The organism is Klebsiella sp. HMSC16A12, assembly GCF_001808265.1.
In the GTDB taxonomy this organism is placed as follows: domain Bacteria; phylum Pseudomonadota; class Gammaproteobacteria; order Enterobacterales; family Enterobacteriaceae; genus Klebsiella; species Klebsiella pneumoniae.
The window spans coordinates 131,583-145,088 of the sequence record NZ_KV792609.1; the positions used below are offsets into that span (position 1 = coordinate 131,583).

Annotated in this window: 18 protein-coding genes; 11 read left to right on the top strand and 7 right to left on the bottom strand. The window is 56.9% G+C overall.

What is annotated here, in order from left to right; genetic code table 11:
- Positions 1 to 49 precede the first annotated feature (49 nt).
- From lldD to HMPREF3140_RS28795, 4 genes are all read right to left on the bottom strand, one after another.
- A complete protein-coding gene (gene lldD, locus HMPREF3140_RS12930; protein WP_004151846.1) occupies positions 50 to 1,234 on the bottom strand; it encodes an FMN-dependent L-lactate dehydrogenase LldD in 1,185 nt (394 codons plus the stop codon).
- Between the two features lie 254 nt (positions 1,235 to 1,488).
- Entirely contained in the window at positions 1,489 to 2,121 is a 633-nt protein-coding gene (locus HMPREF3140_RS12935; protein ID WP_002908882.1) for a TetR/AcrR family transcriptional regulator, read from the bottom strand.
- Complete coding sequence (locus tag HMPREF3140_RS12940) at positions 2,118 to 2,513, bottom strand: DoxX family protein (protein ID WP_002908881.1); 396 nt, start codon at positions 2,511 to 2,513, stop codon at positions 2,118 to 2,120. The genes HMPREF3140_RS12935 and HMPREF3140_RS12940 overlap by 4 nt, the downstream gene beginning before the upstream one ends.
- 100 nt (positions 2,514 to 2,613) lie before the next feature.
- Entirely contained in the window at positions 2,614 to 2,751 is a 138-nt protein-coding gene (locus tag HMPREF3140_RS28795; RefSeq protein WP_014343173.1) for a hypothetical protein, read from the bottom strand.
- Between HMPREF3140_RS28795 and HMPREF3140_RS12950 the strand changes: the two genes are divergently transcribed.
- The 8 genes from HMPREF3140_RS12950 (at position 2,750) to ldtE (ending at position 10,041) form a co-directional block, all read left to right on the top strand.
- Positions 2,750 to 2,947: a hypothetical protein gene (locus HMPREF3140_RS12950; RefSeq protein WP_002908880.1), complete on the top strand. Its 198-nt coding sequence runs from the start codon at positions 2,750 to 2,752 to the stop codon at positions 2,945 to 2,947. The genes HMPREF3140_RS28795 and HMPREF3140_RS12950 overlap by 2 nt on opposite strands.
- 483 nt (positions 2,948 to 3,430) lie before the next feature.
- The gene (gene sufA / locus HMPREF3140_RS12955) at positions 3,431 to 3,808 is read left to right on the top strand and encodes a Fe-S cluster assembly scaffold SufA (RefSeq protein WP_004143232.1); all 378 of its coding nucleotides are present in this window, start codon (positions 3,431 to 3,433) and stop codon (positions 3,806 to 3,808) included.
- 2 nt (positions 3,809 to 3,810) lie between these two features.
- Positions 3,811 to 5,298, top strand: coding sequence for a Fe-S cluster assembly protein SufB (gene sufB, locus HMPREF3140_RS12960; protein WP_070553002.1), 1,488 nt, complete (start codon positions 3,811 to 3,813; stop codon positions 5,296 to 5,298).
- Between the two features lie 16 nt (positions 5,299 to 5,314).
- Positions 5,315 to 6,061 carry a Fe-S cluster assembly ATPase SufC gene (sufC, locus tag HMPREF3140_RS12965; RefSeq protein WP_002908876.1) on the top strand — a complete coding sequence of 249 codons (747 nt, stop codon included), beginning with the start codon at positions 5,315 to 5,317 and terminating at the stop codon, positions 6,059 to 6,061.
- The gene (gene sufD / locus HMPREF3140_RS12970) at positions 6,036 to 7,310 is read left to right on the top strand and encodes a Fe-S cluster assembly protein SufD (RefSeq protein ID WP_023285262.1); all 1,275 of its coding nucleotides are present in this window, start codon (positions 6,036 to 6,038) and stop codon (positions 7,308 to 7,310) included. The genes sufC and sufD overlap by 26 nt, the downstream gene beginning before the upstream one ends.
- Positions 7,307 to 8,527 carry a cysteine desulfurase SufS gene (gene sufS, locus HMPREF3140_RS12975; RefSeq protein WP_002908867.1) on the top strand — a complete coding sequence of 407 codons (1,221 nt, stop codon included), beginning with the start codon at positions 7,307 to 7,309 and terminating at the stop codon, positions 8,525 to 8,527. The genes sufD and sufS overlap by 4 nt, the downstream gene beginning before the upstream one ends.
- Positions 8,528 to 8,538: 11 nt before the next feature.
- Positions 8,539 to 8,955: a cysteine desulfuration protein SufE gene (sufE, locus tag HMPREF3140_RS12980; RefSeq protein ID WP_002908865.1), complete on the top strand. Its 417-nt coding sequence runs from the start codon at positions 8,539 to 8,541 to the stop codon at positions 8,953 to 8,955.
- 99 nt (positions 8,956 to 9,054) lie between these two features.
- On the top strand, positions 9,055 to 10,041 hold the full coding sequence (gene ldtE / locus HMPREF3140_RS12985; protein WP_032411756.1) for a L,D-transpeptidase LdtE: 987 nt from the start codon (positions 9,055 to 9,057) through the stop codon (positions 10,039 to 10,041).
- A 61-nt stretch (positions 10,042 to 10,102) separates the two neighbouring features.
- Here ldtE and HMPREF3140_RS12990 read toward each other — a convergent pair whose 3' ends face one another.
- Positions 10,103 to 10,339 carry a major outer membrane lipoprotein gene (locus HMPREF3140_RS12990; RefSeq protein ID WP_002908860.1) on the bottom strand — a complete coding sequence of 79 codons (237 nt, stop codon included), beginning with the start codon at positions 10,337 to 10,339 and terminating at the stop codon, positions 10,103 to 10,105.
- A gap of 312 nt (positions 10,340 to 10,651) precedes the next feature.
- Positions 10,652 to 12,064, bottom strand: a complete 1,413-nt coding sequence (gene pykF, locus HMPREF3140_RS12995) for a pyruvate kinase PykF (RefSeq protein ID WP_002908859.1) — start codon at positions 12,062 to 12,064, stop codon at positions 10,652 to 10,654.
- Positions 12,065 to 12,201: 137 nt separating this feature from the next.
- Here pykF and HMPREF3140_RS28800 point away from each other — a divergent pair, with 137 nt between their 5' ends.
- The 3 genes from HMPREF3140_RS28800 (at position 12,202) to fumD (ending at position 12,782) form a co-directional block, all read left to right on the top strand.
- A complete protein-coding gene (locus HMPREF3140_RS28800) occupies positions 12,202 to 12,333 on the top strand; it encodes a hypothetical protein (RefSeq protein WP_004217210.1) in 132 nt (43 codons plus the stop codon).
- 88 nt (positions 12,334 to 12,421) lie between these two features.
- Positions 12,422 to 12,580, top strand: coding sequence for a hypothetical protein (locus HMPREF3140_RS13005; protein ID WP_014343172.1), 159 nt, complete (start codon positions 12,422 to 12,424; stop codon positions 12,578 to 12,580).
- Positions 12,570 to 12,782 (top strand): fumarate hydratase FumD, encoded by a 213-nt coding sequence (gene fumD / locus HMPREF3140_RS13010; protein ID WP_004180357.1) that lies wholly within the window; start codon positions 12,570 to 12,572, stop codon positions 12,780 to 12,782. Before HMPREF3140_RS13005 ends, fumD begins: the two co-directional genes overlap by 11 nt.
- A 17-nt stretch (positions 12,783 to 12,799) precedes the next feature.
- Here fumD and HMPREF3140_RS13015 read toward each other — a convergent pair whose 3' ends face one another.
- On the bottom strand, positions 12,800 to 13,438 hold the full coding sequence (locus tag HMPREF3140_RS13015; protein ID WP_032411753.1) for a TetR/AcrR family transcriptional regulator: 639 nt from the start codon (positions 13,436 to 13,438) through the stop codon (positions 12,800 to 12,802).
- Between the last annotated feature and the right edge of the window lie 68 nt (positions 13,439 to 13,506).

Genomic DNA, 13,506 nt, shown 5'->3' on the forward strand with positions numbered 1-13,506 from the left:
TTTGCCGGACCTGGGCGAGGCACATGGCCAGGCCAGGTCCCGGGCAGCGTCAGGCGGGTAAGGATACCGGCACCGCATGAGTGCGGTGTTGATCCTGTTCGAGGCGATCAAGGCAATCGAGGCTGATGGCCGATGGCGAGGTCGCGCCGGTGAGGGTCATGGTAACCTTCATATCCTCGGCAAATAAGCGCAGCAGATGCGCCACGCCCGCTTCGCCCGCCGCGGCCAGGGCATAAATATAGGCCCGACCGAGCAGCACGCCTTTCGCGCCGAGGGCCAGCAGACGTATAACGTCCACGCCGGAGCGCACCCCGGAATCGGCAAGCACTGTTAGATCGTCGCCGACCGCATCCACCACCCTGGGTAGCGCCCGGGCGGTGGGGATGGCGCCATCGAGCTGTCTGCCGCCATGATTCGACACCACAATACCATCGGCGCCCAGCCGCACGGCATTGCGCGCATCGTCGGCATCGAGGATCCCTTTGATGATTAATTTCCCTTGCCAGCTGTCGCGGATCCACTCCAGATCGTGCCAGGCGATGGACGGGTCGAAGTTGTTGCTGATGAACCCCATATAGTCGTCCATGGTCATTTTGTGGCCGGTGTAGGCTTCGATATTACCAAACGACAGGGGTCTGCCCGCCAGCCCGACGTTCATCGCCCAGCGCGGATGGGTGCAAGCCTGGAGATATTGTCGCAGGGTGGCGTGCGGCCCGGACATCCCTGAGCGGTTATCGCGATACCGCGAGCCGGGGATTGGCATATCGACGGTAAATACCAGGGTTTTCATGCCAGCGGCCCAGGCGCGCTCCAGCGCGTTACGCATATAGCCGCGATCTTTCAGTACGTACAGCTGGGACCAGAGCGCGCCGCTGGCGTGGCTCGCCACCTCTTCAATCGAGCAGACCGACACGGTGGATAAGGTGTACGGGATCCCGGCGCGGGAGGCGGCGCGGGCCGCCTGGACTTCGCCGCGGCGGGCGTACATCCCGGTGGCGCCGACGGGCCCCAGCGCCACGGGCATCGCCCATGGGGCATCAAGGATCGTGGTCGCCAGCGTCGGTTCGCCGGCCCCGCACAGTACGCGCTGGCGAAGAGCTACCGAGGCAAGCTCGGCGGCGTTGGCGTTCATGGTGTTTTCCGCCACCGCGCCACCGTCAATATAATCGAAAAGGAAGCGGGGCAGACGACGACGAGCGGCTTCGCGATAATCGCTGGGGGCTGAAACAATCATTATTATGTCCTTATGTTTTTTAACCTTAGTGGATGTTCTGCAGGTAAAAAAACTATAGGCCTCTAAAAACCGGCGAGGAAATGAAATATTAGCATTCCCACTATTCCCTCATGGAATAATCTGCGTTGCACTCTGTGGTTGTTATTTTCTTTTAATGCTAACCGGTAAGGACATTATTTTTTGCGCCGGGCGCGGATTGGGCACAATAAATCAGCCTTACGCCAGGCCACAGCACTGAAAAGGGGAAGGAGGGATCAGCCCGGCGCCAGGGAATACGCGCGCAGAAAGACGTCCAGGGCGCGCTCAACCCGCTGTTTGATTTCGTCGTCGGACAGCGGAGGTCTTGCGCCAAGTTTTATCGCCAGGCTGGTCATTCCCAGCCATAAACCGGCCAGTTCGTCGGCAGCCTCCTGCGGATCGCAGGCTCGTAAAGTACCGGCTTCGATCGCCTCGGCGATGATCGCTTCCAGCATCTGCTGCGCGCGCCCCGGCCCGGCGGCGTAAAAGCGGCCGGGGAGATCGGGGTGACGCACGGCAGCCGAGGCGATCAGTCGGTCCCAGCCGGTCAGTTCCCGCTGGTTGATAAAGCGGACAAAGCGATAGCCAAACGCCGTCAGCACCTCGATCAGCGGCAGATGATGGCGCTGGGCGAAATCATGGTCGCTGATGGTGAGATCCGATTCCTGGCGTAAGACCGCCTCTATCAGATGTTCTTTATCGCTGAAATTGGCATACAGGGTGGCTTTCGCCACCCCGGCTACGCGGGCGATTTCGGCCGTTGTCACCTCCAGGCCCTGTTCCAGAAACAGCTTACGGGCGGCCTGAAGTATCGCCTGCGTTTTCAATGGATCTTTTGGCCGACCTTTCTGACGAGGGGTTTCGCTCATCGCCGATAGCCTGCAAACAGCGCGCTCATAATTAATCCTCCGACCACGGTAATGTGTTCAAGCGCAATATGGAATTCCTCAGTGCGCCGGGGTTCACTGAAGGCCCAGAAGGCGTGTCCCAGCGGAATAGTGAGTAATGTAAACACAATCAGCATCACCGATCCAATCCAGCCGTAGCCGGCAGGATTAAAAACGATCAGCGCCGAACCCGCCAGCTGGCAAAAAATCGTGCCCGCCGCGAACAAGACCGGCCACGGCAGGCCGACGGTCACCATCTCCTGAACGATCTCCGCGAAATGAAAGACGCCGTAGATGCCTGCCATCCAGAAGAAGAAGGTCACCAGGACGCGAGAGAGACAAAGGGTGATGAAAAATAAGGTCGAATTAGGCATAAGATTTTACGCAATTGATAATTAACAGACCAATGAGTCTAAAAAATAATTTCAAGGCTCACAAGTCTGTTAATTGTTCATTAGTGTTATGCCATTGCAATCAGCCGCTTAGTTTGTTTTTCTCCTGCCAGGTGCCCTGCCGCAGGCTTTGCGTCAGACGTAAAGAAGGTGAATTTGAAATTGAGCAGATGGTATCTTTTGCTAGCCTTTCTGAGGAGGACAGACGGAGCGACACCATGAAAGATAAAGATGAACAAACGGCATTGATTGGCATGGCCATCGGCGCGGCGGTCATTAGCTTAGTGGCGACCCAAAAGCAGATTAATCAGGGGAGTATCGTGGATGAACTGGTGAGGCTGGGCAGACAGAAGGGGGACGGGGTAGAGGATGAGGTCTTTGTCCAGGCCGCCCGGCTGGTGAGTAAAGGCACCTAGCCAGCCGGTATCCCGCCTGGCAGCCCCGTTTGCCCGTTTTATTTTGGTTTTTATTTCCCGAACGCGGCCAGGCGAGCGGCGCTTATTCCTTTCCTGAAGCGTTACCGGCGGGCGCTTTCACTACCCGCTTTTTTCTAGCGCATGGCCGGGGCCGCGCCCCGCGCTGGCATGGTCTTTCTGTTACGTTGTCACTTTATGCTCGCCTGCAAAGGATAACCAGCAAGGTGGTCTGCCGCTATTGCATAAATCGGTATTTTCGATACATCTTTGCCATTGCGTGCGGAGATAGAATGATTTCAAAATAACATATTATAAATCAATCGATTAAGTTCTCTTTGCACGCCCTGATAATCCCCGGGCGAGGGTCTATGCTTATAAAAAGCACTAAATGAGGCAATACCCCTGCTGCAGAAGGGTTGAAGTGATAATCATTATCACTAACATGGCGGTATGCCTTGATGGCGCCAACCTGGAGGTCTATCGATGGAAGTACAAGCAGGAACTTTTAATCCCGCCGATTTCAGCTGGCAGGGACTGACCATGACGCCGGCCGCTGCCGCGCATATCCGCGATCTGATGCGCAAGCAGCCGGATAAGAAAGGGCTGCGGCTGGGCATTAAAACCAGCGGCTGCGCTGGTTTTGGCTATGTGCTCGAAATGATTGCCGAGCCGGCGCCCGACGATCTGCTCTTTGAATCTGACGGGGCGAAGCTGTTTGCGCCGCTGCAGGCGATGCCGTTCATCGACGGCACCGAGCTGGATTATGTCCGGGAAGGTTTAAATGAAATCTTTAAATTTCATAACCCGAAAGCGCAGCATGAGTGCGGCTGCGGCGAAAGTTTTGGGGTGCAGGCGGAGTAACTATGTCGCGTAATACTGAAGCAACTGACGATGTCAAAACCTGGACCGGCGGCCCGCTCAACTACAAAGAGGGCTTTTTTACTCGCCTGCAAACCGATGAGCTGGCCAAAGGCATTAATGAAGAAGTCGTTCGGGCTATCTCGGCTCGCCGCAATGAGCCGCAGTGGATGTTGGAGTTTCGTCTGAATGCCTACCGGGCGTGGCTGGAAATGGAGGAGCCGCACTGGCTGAAAGCGCATTACGATAAGCTGAATTATCAGGATTCCAGCTACTATTCCGCGCCCTCCTGCGGCAACTGCGATGAGACCTGCGCCTCCGAGCCTGGCGCGGTGCAGCAGACCGGGGCCAATACCTTTCTGACCAGCGAGGTGGAAGAAGCCTTTAACCAGCTTGGCGTGCCGGTACGCGAAGGGCGCGAGGTGGCGGTGGACGCGATATTTGACTCGGTGTCGGTGGCGACCACCTACCGAGAAAAGCTGGCCGAGCAGGGGATCATCTTCTGTTCTTTCGGCGAGGCGATCCACGACCATCCGGAACTGGTGAAAAAGTATCTGGGCACCGTAGTGCCGGGGAATGACAACTTCTTTGCCGCGCTGAACGCCGCGGTGGCTTCGGACGGCACCTTTATCTATGTGCCGAAGGGCGTCCGCTGCCCGATGGAGCTGTCGACCTATTTCCGCATCAACGCCGAAAAGACCGGGCAGTTTGAACGCACCATTCTGGTGGCCGATGAAGGCAGCTACGTCAGCTATATTGAAGGCTGCTCGGCGCCGGTGCGCGACAGCTATCAGCTGCATGCCGCGGTCGTTGAAGTCATCATCCATAAAGACGCGGAAGTGAAATACTCCACGGTGCAGAACTGGTTCCCCGGCGATAACAACACCGGCGGGATCCTCAACTTCGTCACCAAGCGCGCCCTGTGCGAAGGGGAGAACAGCAAAATGTCATGGACCCAGTCGGAAACCGGCTCGGCCATCACCTGGAAATACCCCAGCTGCATCCTGCGCGGCGATAACTCGATCGGCGAATTCTTTTCGGTGGCGCTGACCAGCGGCCATCAGCAGGCGGACACCGGCACCAAAATGATCCATATCGGCAAGAACACCCGCTCGACCATTATCTCGAAAGGGATCTCCGCTGGACACAGCCAGAACAGCTATCGCGGGCTGGTCAAAATCATGCCGACCGCCACCAACGCCCGCAACTATACCCAGTGCGATTCGATGCTGATCGGCCCGGACTGCGGGGCGCATACCTTCCCGTATGTTGAATGCCGCAACAACAGCGCCCAGCTGGAGCACGAGGCGACCACCTCGCGGATTGGCGAAGATCAATTGTTCTACTGCCTGCAGCGCGGGATCAGCGAAGACGATGCCATCTCGATGATTGTCAACGGTTTCTGTAAAGACGTCTTCTCCGAGCTGCCGCTGGAGTTCGCTGTAGAGGCGCAAAAATTGCTGGCCATTAGCCTTGAACATAGCGTCGGCTGATAATTAAGGAAAAAAGATGTTAAGTATTCAAGATTTACACGTCGCCGTCGAAGATAAAGCGATCCTGCGCGGGCTGAACCTAGAGGTGCGCCCGGGAGAGGTCCACGCCATTATGGGGCCGAACGGCTCAGGCAAAAGTACGCTTTCGGCCACCCTGGCCGGGCGTGAAGATTATGAGGTGACTGGCGGTCGCGTCGAATTTAAGGGCAAAAACCTGCTCGAACTCGCTGCGGAAGATCGCGCCGGGGAAGGTATCTTTATGGCCTTCCAGTATCCGGTAGAGATCCCCGGCGTCAGCAACCAGTTTTTCCTGCAGACTGCGCTGAATGCCGTGCGCAACTATCGTGGCCAGGAGGCGCTGGATCGTTTCGATTTCCAGGACTTAATGGAAGAAAAGATCAAGCTGCTGCAGATGCCGGAAGATCTCCTGACCCGCTCGGTGAACGTTGGCTTCTCCGGCGGTGAGAAAAAGCGTAACGATATTCTGCAAATGGCGGTGCTTGAGCCGGAGCTGTGCATTCTCGATGAATCGGATTCGGGGTTGGATATCGATGCCCTGAAAATCGTCTCCCAGGGAGTTAATGCCCTGCGCGACGGCAAACGCGCCTTTATCATTGTCACCCACTATCAGCGCATCCTTGACTATATCAAGCCGGACTATGTCCATGTGCTGTATCAGGGGCGGATTGTGAAGTCGGGCGATTTCTCTCTGGTCAAACAGCTGGAGGAGCAGGGCTATGGCTGGCTTACCGAACAGCAGTAACGCGCTGCAGCAGTGGCACCATCTGTTTGAAGCGCAGGGCGGCCCGCGTACCCCGGAGGCCAGTCAGCATCTGCAGCAGCTGCTGCGCCTTGGGCTGCCGACGCGCAAGCACGAGGACTGGAAATACACTCCGCTGGATGCCCTACTTAACGGTCGCTTTGTCGCCGATGAGGGGGCCTCTCTCAGCGCTGAACAGCGTGATGCGCTGGCGCTGCCGCTGGACGCCTGGCGGCTGGTGTTTATCGATGGCCGCTATCATCCTCAGCTGAGCGACGATCTTGCCGCCAGCGGCGTGGAGGTCAGTGTCGATAATCAGCGCCAGCATCTGCCGGATGCCCTGCAGCCGGAGGTGTTTCTCCATCTGACCGAAAGCCTGGCCCAGACGGTGACCCGCATTCGCGTGCCGCGCAACCGCCGCCTGGATAAACCGCTGCTGCTGATGCATATCACCAGTGGCCTGGCCGGCGATGCGCTGAATACCGCCCACTATCGCCATCACCTGGCGCTGGAGAGCGGGGCGGAGGCGACGATTGTCGAGCATTACCTGAGCCTCAATGAGCAGCCGCATTTCACCGGCGGGCGATTGACCATGACGGTGGCCGATAACGCGCACCTCGAGCATATCAAGCTGGCATTTGAGAATGCCCGCAGCTATCACTTCGCCCATAACGACCTGCTGCTGGGCCGCGACGCCTCGGCCTTCAGCAGCAGTTTCCTGCTTGGTGGCCAGGTGCTGCGTCACCAGACCAGCACCCGCCTGGGCGGCGAAAACAGCAACCTGCGCCTCAATTCGCTGGCGATGCCGGTGAAAAATGAGGTCTGCGATAGCCGCACCTGGCTCGACCATCAGGTCGGCTACTGCACCAGCCGCCAGCTGCACAAAACCATCGTCAGCGATAAGGGGCGGGCGGTGTTTAACGGGCTGATCAACGTCGCGCCGCTCGCGCTGAAAACCGACGGCCAGATGACCAACAATAATCTGCTGCTCGGGCGGCTGGCGGAGGTCGACACCAAACCGCAGCTGGAAATTTACGCCGATGACGTGAAATGCAGCCACGGGGCGACGGTGGGGCGCATTGACGAAGAGCAGCTGTTCTATCTGCGCTCGCGCGGTATCGAACAGCAGGCGGCGCAGCAGATGATCCTCTACGCCTTTGCCGCCGAGCTCACCGAGGCTATCCGCAGCGACGCGCTCAGAGAGCAGGTGCTGGCGCGTATTGGACAGCGTTTGCCGGGAGGCACAGTATGACATTTTCAGTAGAACAGGTTCGCGCCGATTTTCCAGTACTGAACCGGGAGGTCAACGGTCAGCCGCTGGTCTATCTCGACAGCGCCGCCAGCGCCCAGAAGCCGGAGGCAGTGATCGGCGCCGAAGCGGAATTCTATCGCCACGGCTACGCGGCGGTGCACCGCGGCATCCATACCCTCAGCGCGGAAGCCACCGCGCGGATGGAAGCCGTGCGTCAGCAGGCGGCCACCTTCCTTAACGCCGGATCGGCGGAGGAAGTGGTGTTCGTCCGCGGCACCACCGAGGGTATCAACCTGGTGGCCAACAGCTGGGGAAACGCCAACGTCGGCGCCGGGGATAACATCATCATCAGCGAAATGGAGCACCACGCCAATATTGTGCCGTGGCAGATGCTGTGCGCCCGCGTCGGGGCTGAGCTGCGGGTGATCCCCCTGAACCCGGACGGTACGCTGCAACTGGATGTTGTCCCGGGACTGTTTGACCCGCGCACCCGCCTGCTGGCGATAACCGAGGTCTCCAACGTGCTGGGGACGGAAAACCCGCTGGCGGCGCTGATTGCTCTTGCGCATCAGCATGGCGCGAAAGTGCTGGTGGATGGCGCCCAGGCGGTGATGCACCACCCGGTAGACGTCCAGGCGCTGGGCTGCGATTTTTATGTTTTCTCCGCCCACAAGCTGTATGGGCCGACCGGGATCGGCGTGCTCTACGCCCGGTCCGAGCTGCTGCAGACGATGGCGCCTTGGGAAGGGGGCGGGTCGATGATCGCCACCGTCAGCCTGACGGAGGGCACCACCTGGAATCAGGCGCCGTGGCGCTTTGAGGCCGGCACGCCGAATACCGGGGGGATCATTGGCCTCGGCGCGGCGCTGACCTACGTCAGCCAGCTGGGACTAACGCAGATTGCCGAGTATGAGCAGACGCTGATGCGCTACGCGCTCGATGCCCTGCGCGCGGTACCGGATCTGATCCTTTACGGCCCGGCGCAGCGTAAAGGGGTAATTGCTTTCAACCTCGGTCAGCATCACGCCTATGACGTCGGCAGCTTCCTCGATAACTACGGGATCGCCGTGCGGACCGGACACCACTGCGCGATGCCGTTGATGGCCCGGTATCAGGTACCGGCTATGTGTCGGGCATCGCTGGCGATGTACAATACCACGGAAGAGGTGGACCGCCTGGTGGCCGGCCTCCAGCGGATCCGCAAACTGTTAGGGTAAAGGACGGGACAATGGCGGCACTACCGGACAAAGACAAACTGTTGCGTAACTTTAGCCGTTGCGCCAACTGGGAAGAGAAGTATCTCTATATCATCGAGCTTGGCCAGCGTCTGGCGCCGCTAAGCCCGGAAGAACATAGCGTGCAGAACATTATTCAGGGCTGTCAAAGCCAGGTCTGGATCGTGATGGACCAGGATCCCACAGGCGTGATCACCCTGCGCGGCGATAGCGATGCGGCGATCGTCAAGGGTCTGATAGCGGTGGTGTTTATCCTCTATGACCGGATGACCGCTCAGGACATCACCGAGTTCGACGTGCGTCCGTGGTTTGAAAAAATGGCGCTCACCCAGCATCTCACCCCCTCCCGCTCGCAAGGCCTCGAAGCCATGATCCGCGCGATACGCGCGAAAGCGGCAAATATTAGCTAGAATAAACAGGTAGATTTCATTCTGTTACGTCCGGCAGGGCGCTGACCCTGCCGCCGTTCAGTCTCCTGGCGTTTTATCAGCGAAAGAAGGAATCTCAGTATGAAACGCAAAACGATGATCACCTTAGCCCTTCTCAGCGCCCTTGGCGCCTCCACGGCCGCCTGGGCCGTTGATTATCCGCTTCCTCCCGCCAACAGTCGGCTGATTGGTCAGAATCAGTACTGGACGGTCCAGGAGGGAGATCGCAACCTGCAGGCGATTGCGCGCCATTTCGATACCGCGGCGATGCTGATCCTCGAAGCCAACGATACGATTGCGCCGGTGCAGCCGAAGCCCGGCACTCAGGTCCTTATCCCTTCTCAGATGCTGCTGCCCGACGTGCCGAGGGAGGGCATTGTCGTCAACCTCGCCGAACTGCGGCTGTATTACTTCCCGCCGGGAGAGAATCAGGTGCAGGTCTATCCGCTGGGCATTGGCCAGTTAGGTCTGGAAACGCCGGAGATGATCACCCGCGTGGGGCAGAAGATCCCTAACCCTACCTGGACGCCTACCGCCGGCATCCGCGCGCGCTCGCTGGAGAAAGGAGTGACGCTGCCAGCGGTGGTCCCGGCCGGACCGAACAATCCCCTGGGCCGCTATGCGCTGCGTCTGGCCTACGGTAACGGTGAATATCTCATCCACGGAACTAACGCCCCAGACAGCGTTGGTCTGCGCGTCAGCTCGGGCTGTATGCGGATGAACGCTGATGACATCAAAGCGCTGTTCAGCCAGGTGAAAACCGGGACGCCGGTACGGATTATCAATCAGCCGGTGAAGTTTGCCGTCGAGCCGGATGGTAAACGCTATGTCGAAGTCCACAGGCCGCTTTCGCAGACCGAAGGGGAAAACACCCGGACCATCGCTTACACGCTGCCAGCGGCGTTTCACGCCTTCGCAGAGGATAAAGCAGTGGATGACCTGCAGTTGAAAAAAGCGATGTCGAGAAGGGCGGGGTATCCGGTGGTGGTGTCGGCGGGGGCAGGTAGCGCGGCGACGTCGCTGTCGGCGCAGAATAGTTCGTCTGACAACGGTCTGCTTACCCAATAGCCCTCATGCTGAGGGCAAAAAAAATGGCGCACAGAGTGCGCCATTTTTATTACCAGAACTCTTACTTACGGTAAGAGTGAGCCTGGTTGTCCAGACGCTGGTTAGCGCGAGCTGCGTCGTCTTTAGCAGCCTGAACGTCGGAACGCATTGCGTTCACGTCGTTGCTCAGCTGGTCAACTTTAGCGTTCAGAGTCTGAACGTCAGAAGACAGCTGATCGATTTTAGCATTGCTGGAGCAACCAGCCAGCAGAGTAGAACCCAGGATTACCGCGCCCAGTACCAGTTTAGTACGATTCATTATTAATACCCTCTAGATTGAGTTAATCTCCATGTAGCGTTACAAGTATTACACAAAGTTTTTTGGGATGAGAATATTTTTTTTACCTGAACGCACTTATTTTTGATCGTTCGCTCAAAGAAGCATCGAATTGCTCAGAATCGCTGAAAAAGGCGAGTGAAAACAGCGCGCTTCCATCGGATTCATCTTAGATAATCCCTTATTAAATAGTAAATTCCGATTTGCATTTTTAATAGGAAGAGCTAATCAATGAATAAAAAAAAGCGCCCCGCGAGGCGCTTTATTAAAAAAAACCAATTAACCTGTAAATTATTACAGCACGTGTACGGAAGCGGTATTAGTCGTGCCGCTCGGCACTAATGCGCCGGAAACCATCACCACTACGTCGCCTTTACGCGCGAGGCCGCTCTTCAGCGCCAGGTCTTTGCCCAGATGATAGAAATCATCGGTAGAGGCAATCTCTTCCACCAGCTGCGGTACCACGCCTTTGCTCAGCACCAGCTGACGAGCGGTGGTTTCGTTGGTGGTCAGTGCCAGGATGGTGGCATCCGGGAAGTATTTGCGCACAGCGCGTGCGGATTTACCGCCCTGGGTGGCGACCACGATCAGCGGCGCTTCCAGTTTCTCAGCGGTTTCTACCGCGCCGCGGCACACCGCTTCGGTGATGCGCAGTTTACGGTTGTCGTTGTTGAAGTCCAGACGGCTGGTCATCACGCGGTCGGTACGTTCGCAAATGGTCGCCATGATGGTGACCGCTTCCAGCGGGTATTTACCTTTCGCGGATTCGCCGGACAGCATCACCGCATCGGTGCCGTCGAGGATGGCGTTAGCCACGTCGCCGGCTTCAGCGCGGGTCGGACGCGGGTTCTTGATCATGGAGTCCAGCATCTGGGTGGCGGTGATAACCACTTTACGCGCGCGGATACATTTTTCGATGATCATTTTCTGGGCGAAGATAACTTCTTCAACCGGGATCTCCACGCCCATGTCGCCACGCGCAACCATGATGCCGTCAGACGCTTCGAGGATTTCGTCGAAGTTGTTCAGGCCTTCCTGGTTTTCGATTTTGGAGATGATCTGGATGTTTTCACCGCCGTGGGCTTTCAGGTGCTCACGGATCTCGACGACGTCGGAACGTTTACGGATGAAGGAGGCCGCGACGAAGTCCACGCCCTGTTCGCAACCGAAGATCAGATCCTGTTTGTCTTTCTCAGCCAGCGCCGGCAGGGCGATGGAGACGCCCGGCAGGTTAACGCCTTTGTTCTCGCCGAGGTCGCCATTGTTCAGCACTTTACAGATAACTTTGTTGCCTTCGATAGCCGTGACTTCCATACCGATCAGGCCATCGTCCACCAGGACGGTGTTGCCGACGGCGAGGTCGGAGGTGAAGCCTTCATAGGTTACCGCAACGATTTCGTTGTTGCCGATGACGGATTTATCGGTAGTGAAGGTGAAGGTCTGGCCTGCTTTCAGGGAGACGTCGTTGCCGCCTTCCAGCTTGATGGTACGAATTTCCGGCCCTTTAGTGTCCAGCAGAATAGCGGCTTTCTTACCGGTTTTGCTCATCACATTGCGCAGGTTCTGGATGCGCTGACCGTGTTCCGCATAGTCACCGTGGGAGAAGTTCAGACGCATCACATTCATGCCGGCTTCCAGCATTTTGGTCAGCATCTCTTCAGATTCGGTTTTCGGACCGATGGTGCAAACAATTTTGGTCTTTTTCATGACAGTTTTAGTCTTTAAGTTGTGAAGGATATGGAATTCTCGCTCCGCGGGCGCACTGCCGGGGAGCCAAACCTGTATTACGAAAGTTGCTAAGCCACGCCCTAAGGATAGGTGACAACCCTGAAGCGTGCAGAAGAATGTGTGCTGGCGGTTCAGCCCATGAAATGTGGCAAGGTGTTATGCGTTTTATCATGCAGTCCAATGCGCTGAAACCATTCAAGAAAGAATCGAAGCGCATTATACGCTGCCGAAATCAAAAAGGAAAATAAAAACCTCGTTTCAAATTATGGACAAAACGCGTAACAAAACCGGCACGTTATGCAAAAATCTACGCAACACACTTTTTCGTCACCGGCTATGAAAAAGAGTAAAAGAAATGGATTATTTCGCCATCATGAGCCGGTAAAATGCGTCATTGAACCTTTAAAGTGGCGATGGTTTGCGTTGTGCGGGAAATCTATCAATAATGATTTGATTGATAATGATAAAATACGAGCTAAATTCTATGGGAAATAAAGCGAAAGACGACGACCTGTACCAGGAAATGTGCCGCGTGGTGGGTAAAGTCGTGCTGGAAATGCGTGATCTGGGTCAGGAGCCGAAACACATTGTCATTGCCGGTGTGCTGCGCACCTCGCTGGCGAACCGCAAAATCCAGCGTTCGCCGCTCACCGTGGAGGCTATGGAGAAAGTCATTCATGCGCTTTCCGGGCACTGATCCCTTGCGCCGGCGGGTCAGGAAATCACGAAGCGGATCACCGCCCTGACGGCAATGTCACAATGGTGAGCCACCATCGCTTCATCGTCGATGGCGGGTAGCGGATCGTCAAGATACAGGCTGCTGAAGGTGTAGAAGTTCGACACCTGATAAAAGCTGAAGCTGCTGATTAACCGGTGGACATCGCGCGTGTCGAGCCCCGCCTGAAAGACGCCCTGCTGCTGGCCGCGCAGTAAAATGTCTTCCAGAATCGACAGGGCGGTACGATTCAGCGGCTTCAGTTCACCCGAGCTTTTTAACCACTTGCCGCGCTGCATATTCTCCATGCAAATGACGCGCATATAGTCCGCATGGGTGGCGTGATAGCGCACGCTCCAGCGCACCAGCCGCACCAGCGCCTCCACCGGCGGCACATTCTCCAGCCCCAGCTGCTGCTCGGTTTCGCGGATCCGCGCATACACATGCTGCAGCACCTCCTGATAGAGCTGTTCTTTGCTTTTGAAGTAGTAAACCACCATGCGTTTGGTGGTCTGCGCCTCGGTGGCGATCTGCTCCATGCGGGCGCCTGACAGCCCGTGTTCAGCAAAGACAGCGATAGCGGCGCTGAAAATCCGCGCCTTCAGGGATTGTGCTTCATCATGGGCAACGACGGTCATGGCAACTCCTTTTTCTTGGGTGACAAAAAATACACATAATGATCACAATTTAGCAACCTGGTATGGCG